Genomic DNA, 17,104 nt, shown 5'->3' with positions numbered 1-17,104 from the left:
AATTACAACTGAAACTGCTGTTTTAATATCTCTTTTGTAAAACTGGTTTTTAAGTAAAAGCCACGCGGCAGGGTTTTAATTATTTTCCCGTTTGGGCCTATGGCATCGGTAACAATATGGCTATTAGCGGCTTTTGGTCGTATTTGCATAGCGTCACCTAAATGCCCTGATATTTCATCTACCCGACCAAGCGCTATAAGCTCCATTTGCTCTTCCCAGTCACGCTGTAATTGCACATCTTGCGCGGGGGAAGGTTGCCACAAAAAGCCACTGCCTATGGTTCTATCAAAAGGGGCGATATCGCGCTCACTTAAAATAGGTAACCATAAAACATGATTCAACTTTTTACGTACGCTACTTGTGTGCCACGTCATACCGGTTACATTCATTAACGGGGTGACCGACACAAAGGTAGTTTCTAGCGGTTTACCTCTATATGAAATAGGCAATGTTTTAAGCTCTATGCCTAAATCTTCAAAGTCGGGTAGCGGTTTTGACCCAGCTGTTGCGCCTAATACATACTCAATCAGTTGACCTGTCCAGCCTTTTTCACGCAATAAATCATCTGGCGTTTTAAAGTGGTACTGCTGTGCTAGTTGTCCAAGTGTGAGCCCTGCAATAGCATTGACACGTTGCATTAATTGATTGATTGAATGAGGTTTTAAAGGTTGCATACTGTTTATTTTAGTTGAATAAATACCAGCGCCATGATAGCAAATTAGTGTGTTAGTGGATATCTTTAGCGGTTGGTTGAATTTTGTTCGTACTGTATGTGATGCAATTTTATGCGCTGTTTTAAAACGCTAAATTTAACTAAGTAACTGAACTGCATTGTTTTTTTTGTTTTAAGTGTTCAGTTTTAATTAAGGTCTATAATTGTTGTAAGGATAAATACAGATGTATAAACATGTTTATCCACAGATTCTGTGGAGAACATCACTTTTTAGATCTTGTATTGTGGATTTGTTTGCTAAATGAGCGTGTTTTACAAAAGTTATGCACAAGCTGTGAGTAACCAGCACAAACAGTGTGGTTTTTATGTATTTACACTCATGGCAGTGTTGTTTGTTATTCACATGCAATGGATTTTGCCATTAATTTGCCTTAACCGAGGATGTTAAAGAGGCTTGCACGTAATAGTATTTGCCGTATTGCAGCTAATGTGGAACAATCATAAAAAATCGACTTACAAATGAGGCACTAAGGTGATTGATGCCGAAGGTTTTCGTGCCAATGTCGGAATTGTAATTTGCAATAATCAGGGGCAAGTGTTTTGGGCCAGACGCTATGGTCAACATTCTTGGCAATTTCCCCAAGGTGGTGTTGATGATGGTGAAACACCAGAACAAACTATGTACCGTGAATTACACGAAGAAGTAGGTTTGCGACCAGAAGATGTAGAAATAGTTGCAAGCTCAAAACATTGGTTACGCTATAAATTACCCAAACGATTAATCCGCCGCGACTCAAGTCCGGTGTGTATTGGGCAAAAACAAAAATGGTTTTTACTGAAGTTACGCTGTAAAGATGAAGATGTAAATTTACTAAAAACGCACCATCCTGAATTTGATGATTGGCGGTGGGTGAGTTATTGGTATCCAGTAAGGCAGGTAGTATCGTTTAAACGGGATGTTTATCGACGTGTTATGAAAGAGTTTGCTCCTTTTGCTATGCCCTTCAATAAGCGAGAGCAACAAAAAGACAATTGGCGAAGCAAAAGGTAGTTTTACATAAAAAGGAGCAGTGTATGCTGGCAACACTCAGATCGATAGCTGAGTCTGTTTCGCAACAAGCGAATTTAGACGATGCGTTAGTGTGCTTTGTGAAAATGGTAAAAGATGCCATGAATACCCAGTGCTGCTCCATTTATTTTGCCGATTACAGTCAAGATAACTTTGTACTAATGGCCAGCGAAGGGTTAAACCCCGATGCGGTGGGTAAATTTAGAATTGGCTTTACTGAAGGACTTGTTGGGCTAGTTGCTCAGCGCGAAGAGGCGATTAACATTGCGTTTGCTAAATCGCATCCTCGCTTTAAACTCTCCCCAGAAGTGAACGAAGAAGGCTACAACGCTTTTTTGTCTGTGCCTGTTGTTCATCAAAAAAAGGTATTAGGCGTTATTGTTGTGCAACAGAAAATGGCTCGAGTATTTTCTCAAGATGAAGAGTCGTTTTTAATTACACTCTCAGCGCAGTTAGCTTCACAGCTTGCGCATGCCGAAATAAAAGAAGTATTGCGCCAAGATGAGTCGTCTCATCAAACATCGGTTTTAAAAGGGGTGTCTAGTGCGCCAGGCATTAGTATTGGTAAAGCCTTTGTTGTTATTCCTAAACTTAATTTTAAGTCCATAGAGCTTACTAAAAATAGTGATGTGAATGAACAACGCCGTTTATTCACGCAAGCGGTTGCTGCAACGCGCAAGGAATTTAGCACTTTATCGATGACATTAAGCGATACCATACCGCAAGAGGCGTTGGCGGTGTTTGATGTGTATCAGCAATTATTGGATGCTAAAAGCTTAGGTCATAATGTAGAGGCACAATTACAAGAAGGTTGGTGTGCAAAAAGTGCATTAAAAATTGTGATTGAACGTTTAGTTGCACAGTTTAATGAAATGCAAGACCCTTATATTAAAGAGCGTGCGGTTGATGTTAAAGACATTGGCTTACGGGTGCTTCATCACTTAGTGAACACTGAGCATGCAATAAAAGACTACCCTGAAAACACAATCCTCATCGCTCACACATTAACTCCTGCGATGTTAGCCGAAGTGCCAAATGAGCGTTTAGCAGGTGTGGTAAGCATTAATGGTTCAGCTAATAGCCATGCCTCTATTTTAACGCGAGCAATGGGGGTGCCTGCAATTTGGGGTATTGAAGATTTACCGTTACTGCAGTTTGATAACAAAGAAATGATTTTAGATGCTTTTGCTGGGCGTTTATATATTTCGCCTTCGCAAATGCTTATTGATGAGTATACCGAGTTACAACATCAAGATAACTTACTCAACAATCGTTTTTTAGAAGAGCAATCACTGCCTGCAATTACCTTGGACGGGGAGCATATTAGTTTATTGCTCAACGCAGGGCTTGAACTTAATACGCAACAAAATAGTGCCCATATTTGTGATGGTGTTGGTCTTTACAGAACCGAAGCGTGGTTTATGCAAAAAGGGCAGTTTCCATCGCAACAAGAACAAGAAAAATGGTATCGCGAAGTACTCAGTAGCTATTATCCTAACCCCGTAGTTATGCGAACGTTAGATATTGGTGGCGACAAAGTTTTAGATTATTTTAATATTACCGAAGAAAACCCGTTTTTAGGATGGCGTGGTATTAGAATTAGCCTAGATCATCCTGAGCTTTTTTTAGATCAGCTCAAAGCCATGCTCAAAGCGAATATTGGCTTAGGTAATTTAAAAATAATGCTGCCTATGATCAGTGGCACTGATGAAGTTGAAGAGTCGCTGGCATTGTATAACCAAGCCTATTATGAGTTAAGCGAAACATTTCCTGAGCAATTAATAGAAAAGCCAGATATTGGCATTATGCTTGAGGTACCTTCAAGTGTATTTATGCTGCCAGAGTGGTCTAGAAAAGTCGATTTTTGCTCAGTGGGTAGTAACGATTTAACTCAGTATTTATTAGCGGTAGATAGAGCAAATGCCCGTGTGGCCGATTTATTCAATCCTTATCATCCAGCTGTGTTACGTGTATTAAATAATATTGCCAGCGAATGTGAGCACTATGAATTGCCCTTTAGTTTATGTGGTGAGCTTGGCGGCGATCCCGAGGGAGCAATATTACTCATTGCCATGGGCTATAGACGTTTAAGTATGAACTTATCGTCGTTAAATAAAGTGAAATGGGTGCTTAGGCGCTTAAATGTTAGTGACATGGAACAATTACTGAGCGAGTGTTTAGCACAGCCCAATGCTAAACAAGTGTTGCGTTTAACCCGTAATTTTATGATAGAGCATCAGCTAGGTAATTTATTTTATACACCTAAATGATAGAGCTGTTATTGTTTATATAATCAATTAAAATATACATATTCTTAAATGTATTAGAGATAACTATGTATGAACTAGGACTTCTAGTTGCAAGTTGTGCGTTATTAGGTTGCATTGTTGGTTTTTTAGCAGGACTTCTAGGCATAGGCGGTGGTTTAATCATTGTGCCGGTGCTAACGAGCTTGTTACTGGGTTTTAATGTGGCCGCTGCCGATCATGTATTGGTTATCGCTATTGCGACATCTTTAGCCTCTATTTTATTTACCTCGACTTCTTCAGCGTTAGCTCATCATAAAAATGATAATGTGCCTTGGAAAATTGCCCCTTGGGTAATGTCGGGTGTGGCCATTGGCGCCTTGATTAGCGGCTTTGCTGCCAGCTTTATACCTGAGAAAATGTTACGAACCGTGTTTGCGGTGAGTGTGGTTTTTATTGCTATGAGAATGGTGCTTTCTGCCCGTAATAAAGTGAGCGTAGGTCACCCGATGCCTGCAGGCCCCGTGCTAGGAAGTATTAGTGCGATAATGGGGGCACTATCTGGGTTGATTGGGATTGGCGGTGGCGCACTACTTGTGCCTATGTTGCACTATTTTTCGGTTGATATTAAAAAGGCAATTGGTTGCGCTGCTGCATGTGGTATTGTAATTGCCTTTTTTGGCTCTATTGGTTATGTCAGCGCCGGTTGGCAAGTAACTGACTTAGCGCATGGTTTTATGGGATTTGTTTATTTACCTGCATTGTTAGGGATTGTTGTTACCTCATGGTTTATAGCGCCAATAGGCGCCAAAGCAACGCATTACTTACCTGTGAATACAATTAAGAAAGTTTTCGCGATGTTACTTGTTATCATCGCTATTAAAATGGTTTTTAGCTAAAGGTTTATTTTTATGGCACTGGAGTTTCCTCAAATTGATCCAATAATTTTTTCTATTGGGCCACTTAGCGTTCGTTGGTATGGATTAATGTACTTAATTGGTTTTGCGTTTGCGATGTGGTTTGCTAATCGTCAAGCTAATAAGTCCGGTTCAGGTTGGACTAAAGACGAAGTCAGCGATTTACTCTTTTACGGCATGCTGGGCGTTATATTAGGTGGGCGTATTGGTTATGTTCTGTTTTATCAATTTAGCTATTTTATCGAAAACCCCTTATATTTGTTTAGAATAGACCAAGGTGGCATGTCGTTTCATGGTGGAACACTGGGGGTGATCACTGCAATTGCTATTTTTGCTTACAAGCGTAAAAAATCGTTATTACAAGTCGGTGATTTTGTAGCACCTTTAGTGCCTGTTGGTTTACTGGCTGGGCGTATAGGTAACTTTATTAACGGCGAATTATGGGGGCGTACCACTGATGTTCCGTGGGCAATGGTGTTTCCAACCGGAGGCCCGCTTGCACGCCACCCTTCACAACTTTACGAAGCTTTTTTTGAAGGGCTTGTATTGTTTGTCATATTATTGTGGTTTATTAAGCGTCCACGTCCTGCGGGAAGTGTGTCGGGTTTGTTTTTACTGGGTTACGGCGTATTTAGATTTTGTATTGAATATTTTCGCCAACCAGATGCGCAATTGGGGCTATTTGCTGATTTCATTTCTATGGGGCAAATTCTATCGTTACCAATGATAATTGGCGGGTTAGGCTTACTTATTTGGGCCTATAAACAACCACTATCAAAAACAGCGGCAAAAGCTTAAAAGAAGAAGTTAGATGAAACAATATTTAGAATTATGTCAGCGCATTGTTGACCAAGGACAATGGATTGAAAACAAGCGTACCGGTACACGTTGTTTAACGGTTATAAACGCTGATTTAGAATACGATGTGGCTAATAATCAGTTCCCAATGATCACTACGCGAAAAAGCTATTACAAAGCGGCTATTGCTGAATTATTAGGTTATTTAAGAGGCTATGACAGTGCTGAGCAGTTTCGCAATATAGGTTGTAAAACCTGGGATGCTAACGCCAATGAAAATAGTGCCTGGCTCAATAATCCTAATCGTAAAGGTGAGGATGATATGGGGCGCGTTTATGGCGTGCAAGGACGAGGCTGGCAACGCCCTGATGGTTCAACACTGGATCAACTTGCAAAGGTCATCAATAATTTAAAAAATGGCATTGATGATCGCGGCGAAATTATTACTTTTTACAACCCAGGTGAGTTTGAGCTTGGCTGCTTGCGCCCATGCATGCATACGCATACCTTTTCATTACTAGGCGATACCCTGTATTTAACCTCGTACCAACGAAGTTGTGATGTACCGTTAGGGCTAAACTTTAATCAAATTCAATGTTTTGTTTTATTGGCACTGGTTGCACAAATTACTGGCCACAAAGCCGGTAAGGCATATCATAAAATCACCAATGCCCACATTTACGAAAATCAGCTAGATTTAATGCGAGATGTGCAATTAAAGCGCGAGCCATTTGCTTCTCCTCAATTAAAAATTAATCCAGAGATTAAGTCACTCGAAGATATAGAAACATGGGTAACACGTGATGATTTTGAGGTGGTTGGTTATCAATGCCACGAGGCTATTCAATACCCATTTTCAGTTTAAAAAATAAGGAGAGCATAATGAAAGCAGTGATCCCCGTAGCCGGCCTTGGAACACGTATGTTACCGGCAACTAAAGCAATTCCAAAAGAAATGCTGCCCGTTGTAGACCGTCCACTCATTCAATACGTTGTTAGCGAAGCGGTTGCCGCTGGTATCAAAGAGATAGTGCTAGTAACGCATTCGAGTAAAAACTCGATTGAAAACCATTTTGATACCAGCTTTGAACTAGAGGCAACGTTAGAGAAACGTGTAAAGCGGCAATTACTTGCCGAAATACAGTCTATTTGCCCTAAAGATGTGACCATTATTCATGTACGTCAAGGTGAAGCAAAAGGCCTAGGTCATGCTATTAACTGTGCCGCTCCTATTATTGGCAATGAACCTTTTGTGGTTATTTTACCCGACGTTATTATTGATGATGTAGAAAGTGACCTAACAAAAGACAACTTAGCTGAAATGATTACTCGCTTTGAGCAAACTAAACACAGTCAAATTATGGTTGAGCCAGTCCCTAAAGATGACGTAGATAAATTTGGTGTTGTGGATTTAGGTGATGTTGAGTTAAACCAAGGTGAAAGCTCACCCATTCAAAGCATGGTAGAAAAACCACCCGTTGACGAGGCACCTTCAAACCTTGCTGTGGTTGGTCGTTACGTGTTGAGTAAAAATATTTGGCCATTACTGGCTAAAACCCCTCAAGGTGCCGGTGATGAAATTCAGCTAACAGATGCAATAGCCATGCTTATGCAAGATGAAAAAGTAGATGCCTACGCAATGAAAGGCCGAAGCCATGATTGTGGCAGTAAAATTGGTTATTTAAAAGCAACCATTGAATTTGCTCTTCGTCGTGATGAATTCGCCGGTGAGCTTAAAACGTTTATTAAAACGTTAATATAAATAAACTTATCATTATTAGAAGCGCCTATATGGCGCTTTTTTTGATTGTAAAATAGCTTTTTTAGTATTTTAAATTATCACTATTTTTGCAGTTATACAGACATATTTAACATTGTGTTGTAATCTTTATGTTAACCCAAGTTGTTTTGTTGTTAACGTGCTTTGTTGATTCAATTGAAAATTGACTTAATTGAGCGGTCTAAACTATTGAAAGAGAAACAATCAATGTGTGAATACAGCAAAAAGTATCACCGATATCTGTTAGTCGTATTACTGTTGTTATTAAGTACTGGTTGTACGATATCGCCTTATAAAACATCATTAAATGAAAAAGTTAAAGATTCACCTGAATATGTAACCATCACAGCGCTCGAGCTTGCTCAACTAAAAGATGCCGCCTTGCAATGGCAGCAAGCGCGCTCTGGCATAGAGCGGCTATTAAAGTTAGAACGTGAGCTCACATATTTAGTTGATCACCTAGATATTATTAACAGTAAAGCAATAGCGCAATCTAATCAGGCTGTTAGCAATCGTTATGCTCGCTCAGTAATAAACACAAAGGCGCCGCCAAATCTTAGATATGGTAATAATTACGCAAGCACCTCAGATAAAGTTGAACGACCAAGGCAAAGGTATAGTAATCGCTACGCAAAATCCTCTAAAGGGGACGCTCCATACAATCAGCGACATAGTAGTCGCTATGCTAGCGTGCCTACAAAAATGATTACAGCCCCTTCAAAAAGCTACAGTAAGCGCGCTGTTAGTTTGCCTGCGAAAGCAACGAACTCAATCGTGAAGAAAAAAGTATTCCCTCAAACATCGAAGCTAACAAAAGTGGCAATGGTTGATACCAACAAAAAAGTATTTGCATTGCAGGTTGCGTCACTCGATTCACAAGAGAGTGTTGCCAAAGAATGGAAGCAAATTAACAAAAAAGCAGCGCCTTTGTTTAAGGACAAAATCACGACAAATATTGAAAAAGCAAAGGTTAATAACAAAATCTATTATCGACTAAAATTAGGTGAGTATTTTAACTTTAAAAGTGCAGAGGATGATTGCGAGGTATTTAAATTTTATAAAGTTGACTGTTTTGTGAGTAACTACACTGACGGACCAATCAGGTTATAAAACAATATTACTTGGCGCTTTTATTGCATAATAGCTTTAGATAGCTAGTCTTTTGTAATGGGTGCCTAAAGTGAAACTTTATTTAATAACATTATTAATACCATTTGCATTAGCTGGTTGCAGCAACCAGCTAATGCCTTCAGATTCACAAAGCGATAAGCTTGTACGTGAAAAAGATATAAAACCTTACCTAGAGCAATGGGATAACAACAAAGAGCAAATAGCGCGCTTAAGCACCATGGAAGAAGACTTATCGTTATTGATTCAAGCGCTTTCTGCACAAACAGATATTGATACCGTACCAGAGCCGATGAAAGAGAAAGTTAAACGTGTTGAGTATGGCTCTAAGCAATCGTTACAACCCTCATCAGAAACCGCTTTAGCTGATAACACTACCAGTACAAACAAAGCAATGTACGGTGTGCAAATTGGACGTTATTTAATTTCTAACGGAGCCAAAAGGCAAGTGGAGCGACTAAAAGAGCAATACCCTCAATTAAACAGTATTTTGCAATACCGCATTAATGAGCAACAAAAAGAATCAAGTACCTTTTATAGTGTTGTAGCAGGCCCGCTAAAAAATCAACAACAGGCGGCGCAGTTGTGTTTGTTTTTTTATAAGATGGGTAATAAATGTACCTTAGCGGCATTTTCAGAGGATGTTTAAGGTTTTTTTCGCTTATTTTTGCATCCTGTTATTATAAATCAAAATAAAGTAAATATTTTCTAACTTTTTAGTGATTTTGGCCGATACTTAAATTAACCTGAACAAAAGGTTAACAACTTATATCTAAGGGAAAACTATGAACAAAATATTTACTAAAGCAGCGTTTGCTGCATCAATGACTGTTCTTTCTTTCGGTGCGGCTGCAGAAACTGCTTCTTTTCAAGCGGGTGTTACAGTTCAAAACGCATTCACCTTTACGAATGATGCACCACTAGATTTTGGTACAATCAGGGCTTCAGGTGATTTAACGGGGACGGAGACTGCAACACTAGTATTAGCCGCAAACCCTGCTACTGCTCCTACAACGGCTTCTACAGATGCAACCGCAGCTGAAATTGCAATTTTAGTAGCAGGTACACCAGCTTCTTTTTCTGTTTCTGGTGTTTCTCCTTTTGGTACATTGACCATTACAAATCCGACTGAAACTGCGATTGCGCCTGATACAGCACCTGCGGGCACTGCTGCATTTACTTTGGGCACTCCAACGTATTATGTGTTAACCGGTGCTACGCCTAATAGCGCAGCTACAACGACCATTCAGGTTGATTCAAATGGTGAAGCAACTTTTAATTTTGGTGCAACATTAACCACAACAGGGGTTGCTGCAACTAGTGATTATATCGATGGATCATACAGTGGCACGTTTACATTAGAATTAAATTACTAATGGGCAAAGCCTGCTTTATTGTATAAAGCAGGCTACTTTATGAAATTATTTTTACTCATACTAGCAGCTTTCTTAACTACGGATTTATACGCACAAGTTACACCGCTTGAGCAATTGAATTTTGGTAAAATTGTTATCATTGATAATCAAAGTGTTAGCTCTATGACCTTGTTGCCCAGTAACACAAATACCTTAACCAATAAGATATATTTACTTGAAAAAGGCCATGCAGCCGAATTGTTGCTTGAAGGATACCCTGCACGTATCCAGGTAAACGTGAGTGACTTTGTAAGTGATCAGCCCCTAAATAACATTTTTGGTGGCGCGCCACTGATTTTAAATCAACTCATTTATAATACGACCATTACAACCGATACCACAGGAACTGCTTTATTGAGAGTAGGGGGGCAATTAAGTACCTCGGGTGACGGAAATACTTATAAAGATGGTATCTTTGATACTACAATTGAAGTGACGCTAAATTATTAGACAACTAGAGATGTTGATTAAATGACAATAATAAAAACTTTTTTTATCTTAGTAAGCTTTATCTTAACTAGCTTCCATTCTTATGCAAACTTACTTATCTCGCCAACAAGAATCAATTTTGATGAGCGTCAACGTGTTGCTAAAGTTATTGTTGTTAATAACTCTAATGAAGCAAAAACTTATAGGTTGGAGTGGCAAGACAAAGTTGCACTAGCTGGCGGTGGGTATGCTAATTTAGCGGCTGATCAAGAAAGTTCATCTTCACTTAAAAATATGGTTAGGATCAGCCCATCGCAAGTTAGATTAGCACCAGGAGAAAGGCAGATTGTTAAGCTTGCTATTCGAAAGCCAAAAGGTTTAATAGAACAGGAATACCGTTCTCACTTAGCATTTAAAGCACTCCCTAATGAAACTCAAATCCAGCAACAAAGACTTGGTATTAATTTGAAATTACTATTAAGTTACACTATCCCTGTTATTTTGCGAAAAGGCGCTGAAAAACCTAATGTTAATATTAGCAATTTACAGCTTATACATAGCCCAGAAAAAAAAGCGCTTGAGATTGAAATTAAGCGAGAGGGGGGCTTTAGCTCTTTTGGCAAGTTAGAAGTTTTCTTTAAGCAAAAAGGAACGGATACAGAGAAAAAGATCGCTATGTTAAACGATTTTAGTATTTACCCTGAGCTAAAAACAACAACGGCGACGATACCAATTTTTGCAGATCAAAATATCCCGAAAAATGGTCAAATTCGCGTAATTTATACAGGGCTTAAAGAATATCGCGATACTATTTTTAGTGAAAAGGTTGCGCCAATTAATAATGCAATTATCGGTAACTTGAAATAGGCGATGTATTACTTTAAGCGCTCAAAGTGGTTGTTGATCATTTTTTTATCAATTGACCCCTTATTAGCAGCAGAGCCTGACACTCAGGCCATTCTTGCTAGCATAAAAAAAATAGATAAAAAATGGCAGCAATACAACACTGATCAAGCTGTAAATGAAAGAACAGAGCCTGAGCTTAATGTGCAGCAAGGTGAGGGCATCCCCGAAGGGGAGTTATTATTTTTTTCATCGTTCGTGAAAAAAAATTACCTGGGTGAAATGCTCGGGGTGAAAAGTAAAACCGGTGTATTAATAGATTTATTAAGTTTTTCAGAAAGCCTGGATTTTGCTATCGATATAAATAGCGATGACCTTATTGCTCAAGGCTGGTTTATTCGTGAAGATAATCAGTTTTATCTAGACCTAAATACAAATACAGTACAAATTAACGGCGTTAGATATTCATTTAACAGCCAACAAGCTTATGCTGAGAACGGCGATATGTTTGTTGATAGTAACTTGTTAGCGCAGTGGTTTTCGTTAGATATTGATATTGAATATTCAGCACTTGAGCTAAATGTAAGCTCCCCTACCAAATTGCCTATAGAATTAAAACGCGAAAGAGAGCAGCGAGAAACTGTAACTAATAGAGAGTCACGTCAAGCAATCTTACCTTGGAAGGGCAGTCCATACAGCGCAATTTCATCGCCTCTTGCTGATGTGCAGCTTAGTGCAACTAAGAGTAATACGGATTCAGCGATAGGGTACTCTGTATTAGGATCAAATGACTTGGCCTATTTTAATACTCAGTATTTTTTTGCAGGACGAAAACAAGATTTACTATCTGATTCAAGATTATCATTTAGCCGTCAAAGTAAAGATGCACGCCTATTAGGTCCTTTAAATGCGACAACGGTTCAACTTGGAGATGTATTAGCAACTCAAGTCGGTAAACGATTTAATGGTAGTTACGCCAGAGGAGTAAAAGTTGATAACAAACCACTTTTTAAACAGGTTAATAGTAATCAAATTAACTTAACGGGTGCCATTCAACCAGGGTGGGATGTTGAGTTATATAGAAATGATGTACTGCTAGCGCAGCAGTTTAGCTTAGCTGATGGGCGCTATCTATTTGAAGACATTGATTTATTATTTGGCGCTAATAATTTTGAGCTGATTTTTTATGGTCCACAAGGACAAGTAGAGCGAAAAACAGAGCAATATTTTATAGATGGTAATAGTTTGTCAGCAGATGAATCATTTTATGAGTTGTCAATTACTGAGCAAGGTGAGCAGTTATTCAATCAGTCACTTTATTCGACACAAGGCAAAGGTTGGCAGCTAGCGGGTCGTTATGAAACGGGATTAACTGATTATTTATCGGTTTATGCTGGTACATCAATATTAAATAGCAATTCGGGTGATAATGTTAACAATTATGCCTTTGGTTCAAACCTGAGTATATTTGATAAGGTATTACTTAATCTAGATTATGAAAAAAATAATAACGATGAAGATAAGCTAGAGGTCGCAGCTAGAGGTGAATTAGTTGGTCAATCGGTACGTTTAAGCCTGTCTCAAAACAATGAAAAAATAGTTGGTGATACAGATACAGCGAAAACTGAAAGTTATCAACTATACACGGCAGGAAAGTTATTTGATGAATCATTTGGAAGCTTGAGCTATCAAAATACGCTCGCCTATAACAACAGAGAATTTAGTGACTCATATTTAAGTGTTGATAATACCTTATCGTATAATTTAGGTGGTACCGTTGTTAGTAACAATTTAATTTGGCGAAAATTTGATTCTTTAGATGATGCAACAACACTTGGCAGTATGCGTCTTCAACATCGATTTGGTAAAACATACACTCGTTTTAGTGTTGACTACAGCGCAGACTCTGGTTCGACTATACTGGGTTACCAAGCAGAATTAAGCCGTAATTTATCTCAGAATTTGCAATCTGAATTCACACTAAGAAACTCTCGTATAAACGATTTAGTTTCTATGGAGTTGGGTCTAAATTGGCAAAGCGATAGTTTTAGCTTAAATAGCACAATGAGCTACGATGACGATGATAATTGGCGACTAGGTTTATTTAGTCGCTTTAGTATCGGTTTTGATACGAACACTGACGAGTACTTTTTAAGTAAAAGAAGCCTCGTAAATTCAGGGACTTTAATGGTTCGAGTTTTTCTTGATTCAAATAATAACAATATTCAAGATGATGGGGAAAAGGGAATTGAAGGCGTTAAGGTAAAAGGAGTTCAAAATTATCGCCGAGCTGTAACTAACGAAAATGGCTTAGCGATACTTAAAGGTATGCCGGCGAATAGAACAACCGACATAGTGATTGATCCTGCTAGTATTAGCGAGCCTTTTTTAGTTGCCGCCAACGATGGCTTTTCAATTACACCGCGTGCCGGTTTTGTTGAATATATGGAAATACCGCTTAATCACAGTAGTGAATTGGAGGGAACTGTTTACAAACAAGATGAGCAAGGCAGCAGTGAAGTACAGCCTTTTGCTACCGTAAAATTACTCGACAAACAAGGTAAGCAAGTGGCGCAAACGCAAGCTGCCTATGATGGCTATTATTTGTTTACCGATTTACGCCCTGGCGAATATAAAGCGGTTATAGATGATGAGTTTAAGCAACGTAAATCCTTAAAAGATACGCAACAGGTGGTGGTTAAATTACCAGCACAAGGTGAAGTGGTAATGGGCGTTGACTTTGAGCTTAAAGAAAAAACACAAACGCCAGCGTATATTGCTAATGCGGGTGGGTTTTCATCATTGCCGATTATGAAAGCGTATTATCAATTAATTAAGCGCCATCTAAATGAGCAATCAAAGCGTGATGCTTTTTATATTAAAGACGATAAACAAAAACGGTATATTTTAGCCGTCGCTTATGCCGAGTCTGCCCAAGGAGAGCTTGAACAAGTATGCGCAGAATTAAAAGTGAAGGGCTTGAACTGCCAAGTCCAAGCGCAACTTATTAGCCACTAATAACAATAAGGTTTAACCATGCAACATGCTAATTTATATAAACGCTATTCAATACTCATCGCCTGTATTGGTGCTCTTTTTATATCTGGATGCAGCAGTCCCAAAACAGCAGTGGAATCGCCTAAGCCTAAACAAGCCAGTGCAAGCCTTTCTGACGAGGAGTTAGCGCAGCTAAAAGCATCGTCTCAGCAGTGGCAAGCAGCCAAAGCAGGTGTTGAGCGTCTACTAGTGATTGAACAAGACTTAAAGCTATTAATAAGCCAATTAAATGCGGTGGCAAATCAAGACACCGCATCAACAAATACGCCTGTAGTACCAACAGCTAAAGCTTCAGCTGAAACGGTATCACCAAAAGTAGCACAAAAAGCTCAAGTGGCAACGAATGCAGCAGCTGATGAAAAACAAGCCGTTAAAGCGCTGTTTGCCCTCCAAGTTGCAGCCGTTACCGACAAAGACCGACTTAGCCAAAGTTTAAATCAAATAAAAGCCAGCGCATCTTCGTTATTTGAGGGGGAGTTTGTGGCGAATGTAGAAACTATCAACGTGAGTGGCATGACCTACTACCGTTTAAAGCTTGGGGCTTATCAGGAACAAGCGAATGCGGCTGCTGATTGCGATAAACTTAAACAGCGCCAAATCAACTGCATTGTGAGTCATTACACCCAGCAGCCTTTAAAATAAATATGTGACAAGGGTATTCGGCATAATAATTGCTTTGTTGTTATTATGTTTTTAGAGGATGGCAACTATGCGCCTTTTGTTACCCTTACTATTATTAAATTTAGCGGGCTGTAGTTTAACACCTCAGCCAAAGCCGAGTATAAGCACTGATGCGCCTAAAGCGGTTATGGCACCTTATACGGTGAACCAGTACGTAAGTAGCTTAAGTGCCCAGCTTAGCCATATTAAAGAGCCTTTTAAAAGCACTGCTTCAATTGCGGTCAGTAGCTTTTATTTAGCAGATGCCCTAGATTCTCACGTTGCTCAAGGACAGGGGGCAGGGCTTAGCCAGCAGATTCAGGAAAGCTTAATAACCCAATTCACCCAATTAGGTTATAACACGGTTGAATATCGGCTTGAAAACCAACTTAACTTATCAGCGAGTGCAGACTCAGTACTTAGCCGCAATACTGGCAACTTAAAGCAGCGTCAGATTATTGACTTTGTCATCACCGGTACTTTAACTCGCCAAGAGCATGCTTATATTGTTAATGCACGAATGGTAAATATGCAAACCAACCAAGTTGTATCTGCCGGCAGTACTGAAATTCCCATCAATGTGATGTGGAGCAATGAAAAAATACAGCAGCGCGGTGACTATATTTACCGCAGTGAATATTAATTAGGAGCACACATGAAACGCCTACTATTAACTTTATGTTTGCCACTAGGCTTTGGTTGTTCACAAATGACAAACCATAGTGACACACAAATTACCGACGATGCGCCTATGTTTTTTGAGCAACGCCCTGTAGCCGCACCTACACAAAGCGACTCGCTGTATCAAAATAAAACAGCAGTGATGAATAAAAACAAACAAGTTAACACGCCAACACGTAAAAATATTAATCATTATGTGCGTGGCATCATGCAAGACATGGCTGAAAATTTACAGTACGTAAATACTAAAACGCCATTAGCGGTATCAAGCTTTGTTTTTTTAGACCGTGACTACAACAATGCTGACTTAGTGGGTAATCAAATAGCAGAGAGCTTTATGCATGAGCTGCATAATTTTGGTGTACCGGTAATCGATTTTAAAACCACCGATTATATGCGTGTAACACCTGGCGGCGATTTTGTTTTTAGTCGCGACTACTTAGAGCTTAACCAAGAACAAAATTTTAGTTACGTATTAGCCGGCACGCTAGTAAACCACCAAGGTGGCATACTAGTAAACGCACGTATTGTTGGTTTAGCGAGTAAAGCGGTTGTAGGCTCTGCACAGGGCTTTATTCCGCAATCAGTGATCGACGCGTTAAATAGCAGTAACAGTGCTGATGGCATCATGCTAAAACAAGCGAGTAAGTGAGGTTTATCATGGCTAACTTAGCTAAGCGCTCAGCTATAATTAGCATAAGTGCATTATTAATATTACTTTCAGGCTGTAATTTACTTGGTGAATCTAGCATGGCCGAACCCGCTAAGGCTGAGCCTGAACAAACGGTGGTAAGTAACCTTGATTTTAACCAAATCATGGCGCAAATGCAGCGCAATGACGAGCAAGAGCAATATGCTGATACAACGCAATTTAACCCAAATAAGCACCACAAAAGCTTAGTTAACTACGTAGAGCAAATGGCACTTGATTTAACCGACACTATGCAAGTTGCCCCGCAAGATGCAGCGATTGCAGTTACGTCGTTCGTTGATTTAGACGCAAGTTTAACTACAGCAAGCCAGTTAGGTAATCAGTTATCAGAAACCTTTATACATCAGCTACAAAAGTTTGGTTATAGCGCCGTTGATTTTAAAACAGCCAATTTAATTACCGTAAATAAGCAAGGCGACTTTGCCTTTACACGAAACACTCGCAAACTTGCTGGTACCAGTATAGCCAGCCATGTATTGTCAGGCACCCTTATTTATAGAGAGGACGGGGTAGAAATAAACGCACGCGTTATTGATATTCAAAGCAAACGCTTAGCAGCCAGCAGCCGAACATTTATACCGCTTTACGTATTAAATAAAGAAGATATATATTTATCAAGCAATTAACTTAATTTGATGCTTGATATAAAAAACCAGATGCCGTTATAATTTTTGTAAGCTGTAAGCTGTAAGCTGTA

General features: G+C 39.3%; 17 protein-coding genes. 16 read left to right on the top strand and 1 reads right to left on the bottom strand.

The window, feature by feature from the left end:
• Window positions 1-2 precede the first annotated feature (2 nt).
• Window positions 3-674, bottom strand: a complete 672-nt coding sequence (gene mutH, locus AAGD16_RS11485) for a DNA mismatch repair endonuclease MutH (protein ID WP_377111839.1) — start codon at window positions 672-674, stop codon at window positions 3-5.
• 531 nt (window positions 675-1,205) lie between these two features.
• Here mutH and rppH point away from each other — a divergent pair.
• From rppH to AAGD16_RS11405, 16 genes are all read left to right on the top strand, one after another.
• Window positions 1,206-1,724 carry an RNA pyrophosphohydrolase gene (gene rppH / locus AAGD16_RS11480; RefSeq protein WP_013465620.1) on the top strand — a complete coding sequence of 173 codons (519 nt, stop codon included), beginning with the start codon at window positions 1,206-1,208 and terminating at the stop codon, window positions 1,722-1,724.
• Window positions 1,725-1,747: 23 nt separating this feature from the next.
• Complete coding sequence (gene ptsP / locus AAGD16_RS11475; protein WP_013465619.1) at window positions 1,748-4,012, top strand: phosphoenolpyruvate--protein phosphotransferase; 2,265 nt, start codon at window positions 1,748-1,750, stop codon at window positions 4,010-4,012.
• Window positions 4,013-4,077: 65 nt separating this feature from the next.
• Window positions 4,078-4,887: a sulfite exporter TauE/SafE family protein gene (locus AAGD16_RS11470; RefSeq protein ID WP_013465618.1), complete on the top strand. Its 810-nt coding sequence runs from the start codon at window positions 4,078-4,080 to the stop codon at window positions 4,885-4,887.
• 12 nt (window positions 4,888-4,899) lie between these two features.
• Window positions 4,900-5,703: a prolipoprotein diacylglyceryl transferase gene (gene lgt, locus AAGD16_RS11465; RefSeq protein ID WP_013465617.1), complete on the top strand. Its 804-nt coding sequence runs from the start codon at window positions 4,900-4,902 to the stop codon at window positions 5,701-5,703.
• A gap of 13 nt (window positions 5,704-5,716) precedes the next feature.
• Window positions 5,717-6,568 carry a thymidylate synthase gene (locus AAGD16_RS11460; protein WP_013465616.1) on the top strand — a complete coding sequence of 284 codons (852 nt, stop codon included), beginning with the start codon at window positions 5,717-5,719 and terminating at the stop codon, window positions 6,566-6,568.
• Window positions 6,569-6,585: 17 nt separating this feature from the next.
• The gene (gene galU, locus AAGD16_RS11455; RefSeq protein WP_013465615.1) at window positions 6,586-7,464 is read left to right on the top strand and encodes a UTP--glucose-1-phosphate uridylyltransferase GalU; all 879 of its coding nucleotides are present in this window, start codon (window positions 6,586-6,588) and stop codon (window positions 7,462-7,464) included.
• 225 nt (window positions 7,465-7,689) lie between these two features.
• Window positions 7,690-8,592 (top strand): SPOR domain-containing protein, encoded by a 903-nt coding sequence (locus tag AAGD16_RS11450; protein ID WP_377111832.1) that lies wholly within the window; start codon window positions 7,690-7,692, stop codon window positions 8,590-8,592.
• 70 nt (window positions 8,593-8,662) lie between these two features.
• Window positions 8,663-9,259, top strand: a complete 597-nt coding sequence (locus AAGD16_RS11445; protein WP_013465613.1) for an SPOR domain-containing protein — start codon at window positions 8,663-8,665, stop codon at window positions 9,257-9,259.
• 136 nt (window positions 9,260-9,395) lie between these two features.
• On the top strand, window positions 9,396-9,986 hold the full coding sequence (locus AAGD16_RS11440) for a DUF4402 domain-containing protein (RefSeq protein ID WP_013465612.1): 591 nt from the start codon (window positions 9,396-9,398) through the stop codon (window positions 9,984-9,986).
• A gap of 39 nt (window positions 9,987-10,025) precedes the next feature.
• Window positions 10,026-10,475, top strand: coding sequence for a DUF4402 domain-containing protein (locus tag AAGD16_RS11435; RefSeq protein ID WP_013465611.1), 450 nt, complete (start codon window positions 10,026-10,028; stop codon window positions 10,473-10,475).
• Between the two features lie 21 nt (window positions 10,476-10,496).
• On the top strand, window positions 10,497-11,321 hold the full coding sequence (locus AAGD16_RS11430) for a molecular chaperone (RefSeq protein WP_215521762.1): 825 nt from the start codon (window positions 10,497-10,499) through the stop codon (window positions 11,319-11,321).
• A gap of 33 nt (window positions 11,322-11,354) precedes the next feature.
• Complete coding sequence (locus AAGD16_RS11425; protein ID WP_377111827.1) at window positions 11,355-14,315, top strand: hypothetical protein; 2,961 nt, start codon at window positions 11,355-11,357, stop codon at window positions 14,313-14,315.
• Window positions 14,316-14,333: 18 nt separating this feature from the next.
• Window positions 14,334-14,996 carry an SPOR domain-containing protein gene (locus tag AAGD16_RS11420; protein WP_013465608.1) on the top strand — a complete coding sequence of 221 codons (663 nt, stop codon included), beginning with the start codon at window positions 14,334-14,336 and terminating at the stop codon, window positions 14,994-14,996.
• A gap of 67 nt (window positions 14,997-15,063) precedes the next feature.
• Window positions 15,064-15,657, top strand: a complete 594-nt coding sequence (locus AAGD16_RS11415) for a FlgO family outer membrane protein (RefSeq protein WP_013465607.1) — start codon at window positions 15,064-15,066, stop codon at window positions 15,655-15,657.
• 12 nt (window positions 15,658-15,669) lie between these two features.
• On the top strand, window positions 15,670-16,347 hold the full coding sequence (locus tag AAGD16_RS11410) for a FlgO family outer membrane protein (protein ID WP_013465606.1): 678 nt from the start codon (window positions 15,670-15,672) through the stop codon (window positions 16,345-16,347).
• Between the two features lie 8 nt (window positions 16,348-16,355).
• Window positions 16,356-17,033 (top strand): FlgO family outer membrane protein, encoded by a 678-nt coding sequence (locus AAGD16_RS11405; protein WP_013465605.1) that lies wholly within the window; start codon window positions 16,356-16,358, stop codon window positions 17,031-17,033.
• Window positions 17,034-17,104 lie beyond the last annotated feature (71 nt).

It is taken from the genome of Pseudoalteromonas sp. M58 (assembly GCF_042604605.1).
Classification (GTDB): Bacteria; Pseudomonadota; Gammaproteobacteria; order Enterobacterales; family Alteromonadaceae; genus Pseudoalteromonas; species Pseudoalteromonas tetraodonis.
This window is presented reverse-complemented; position numbering and strand designations above follow the sequence as displayed.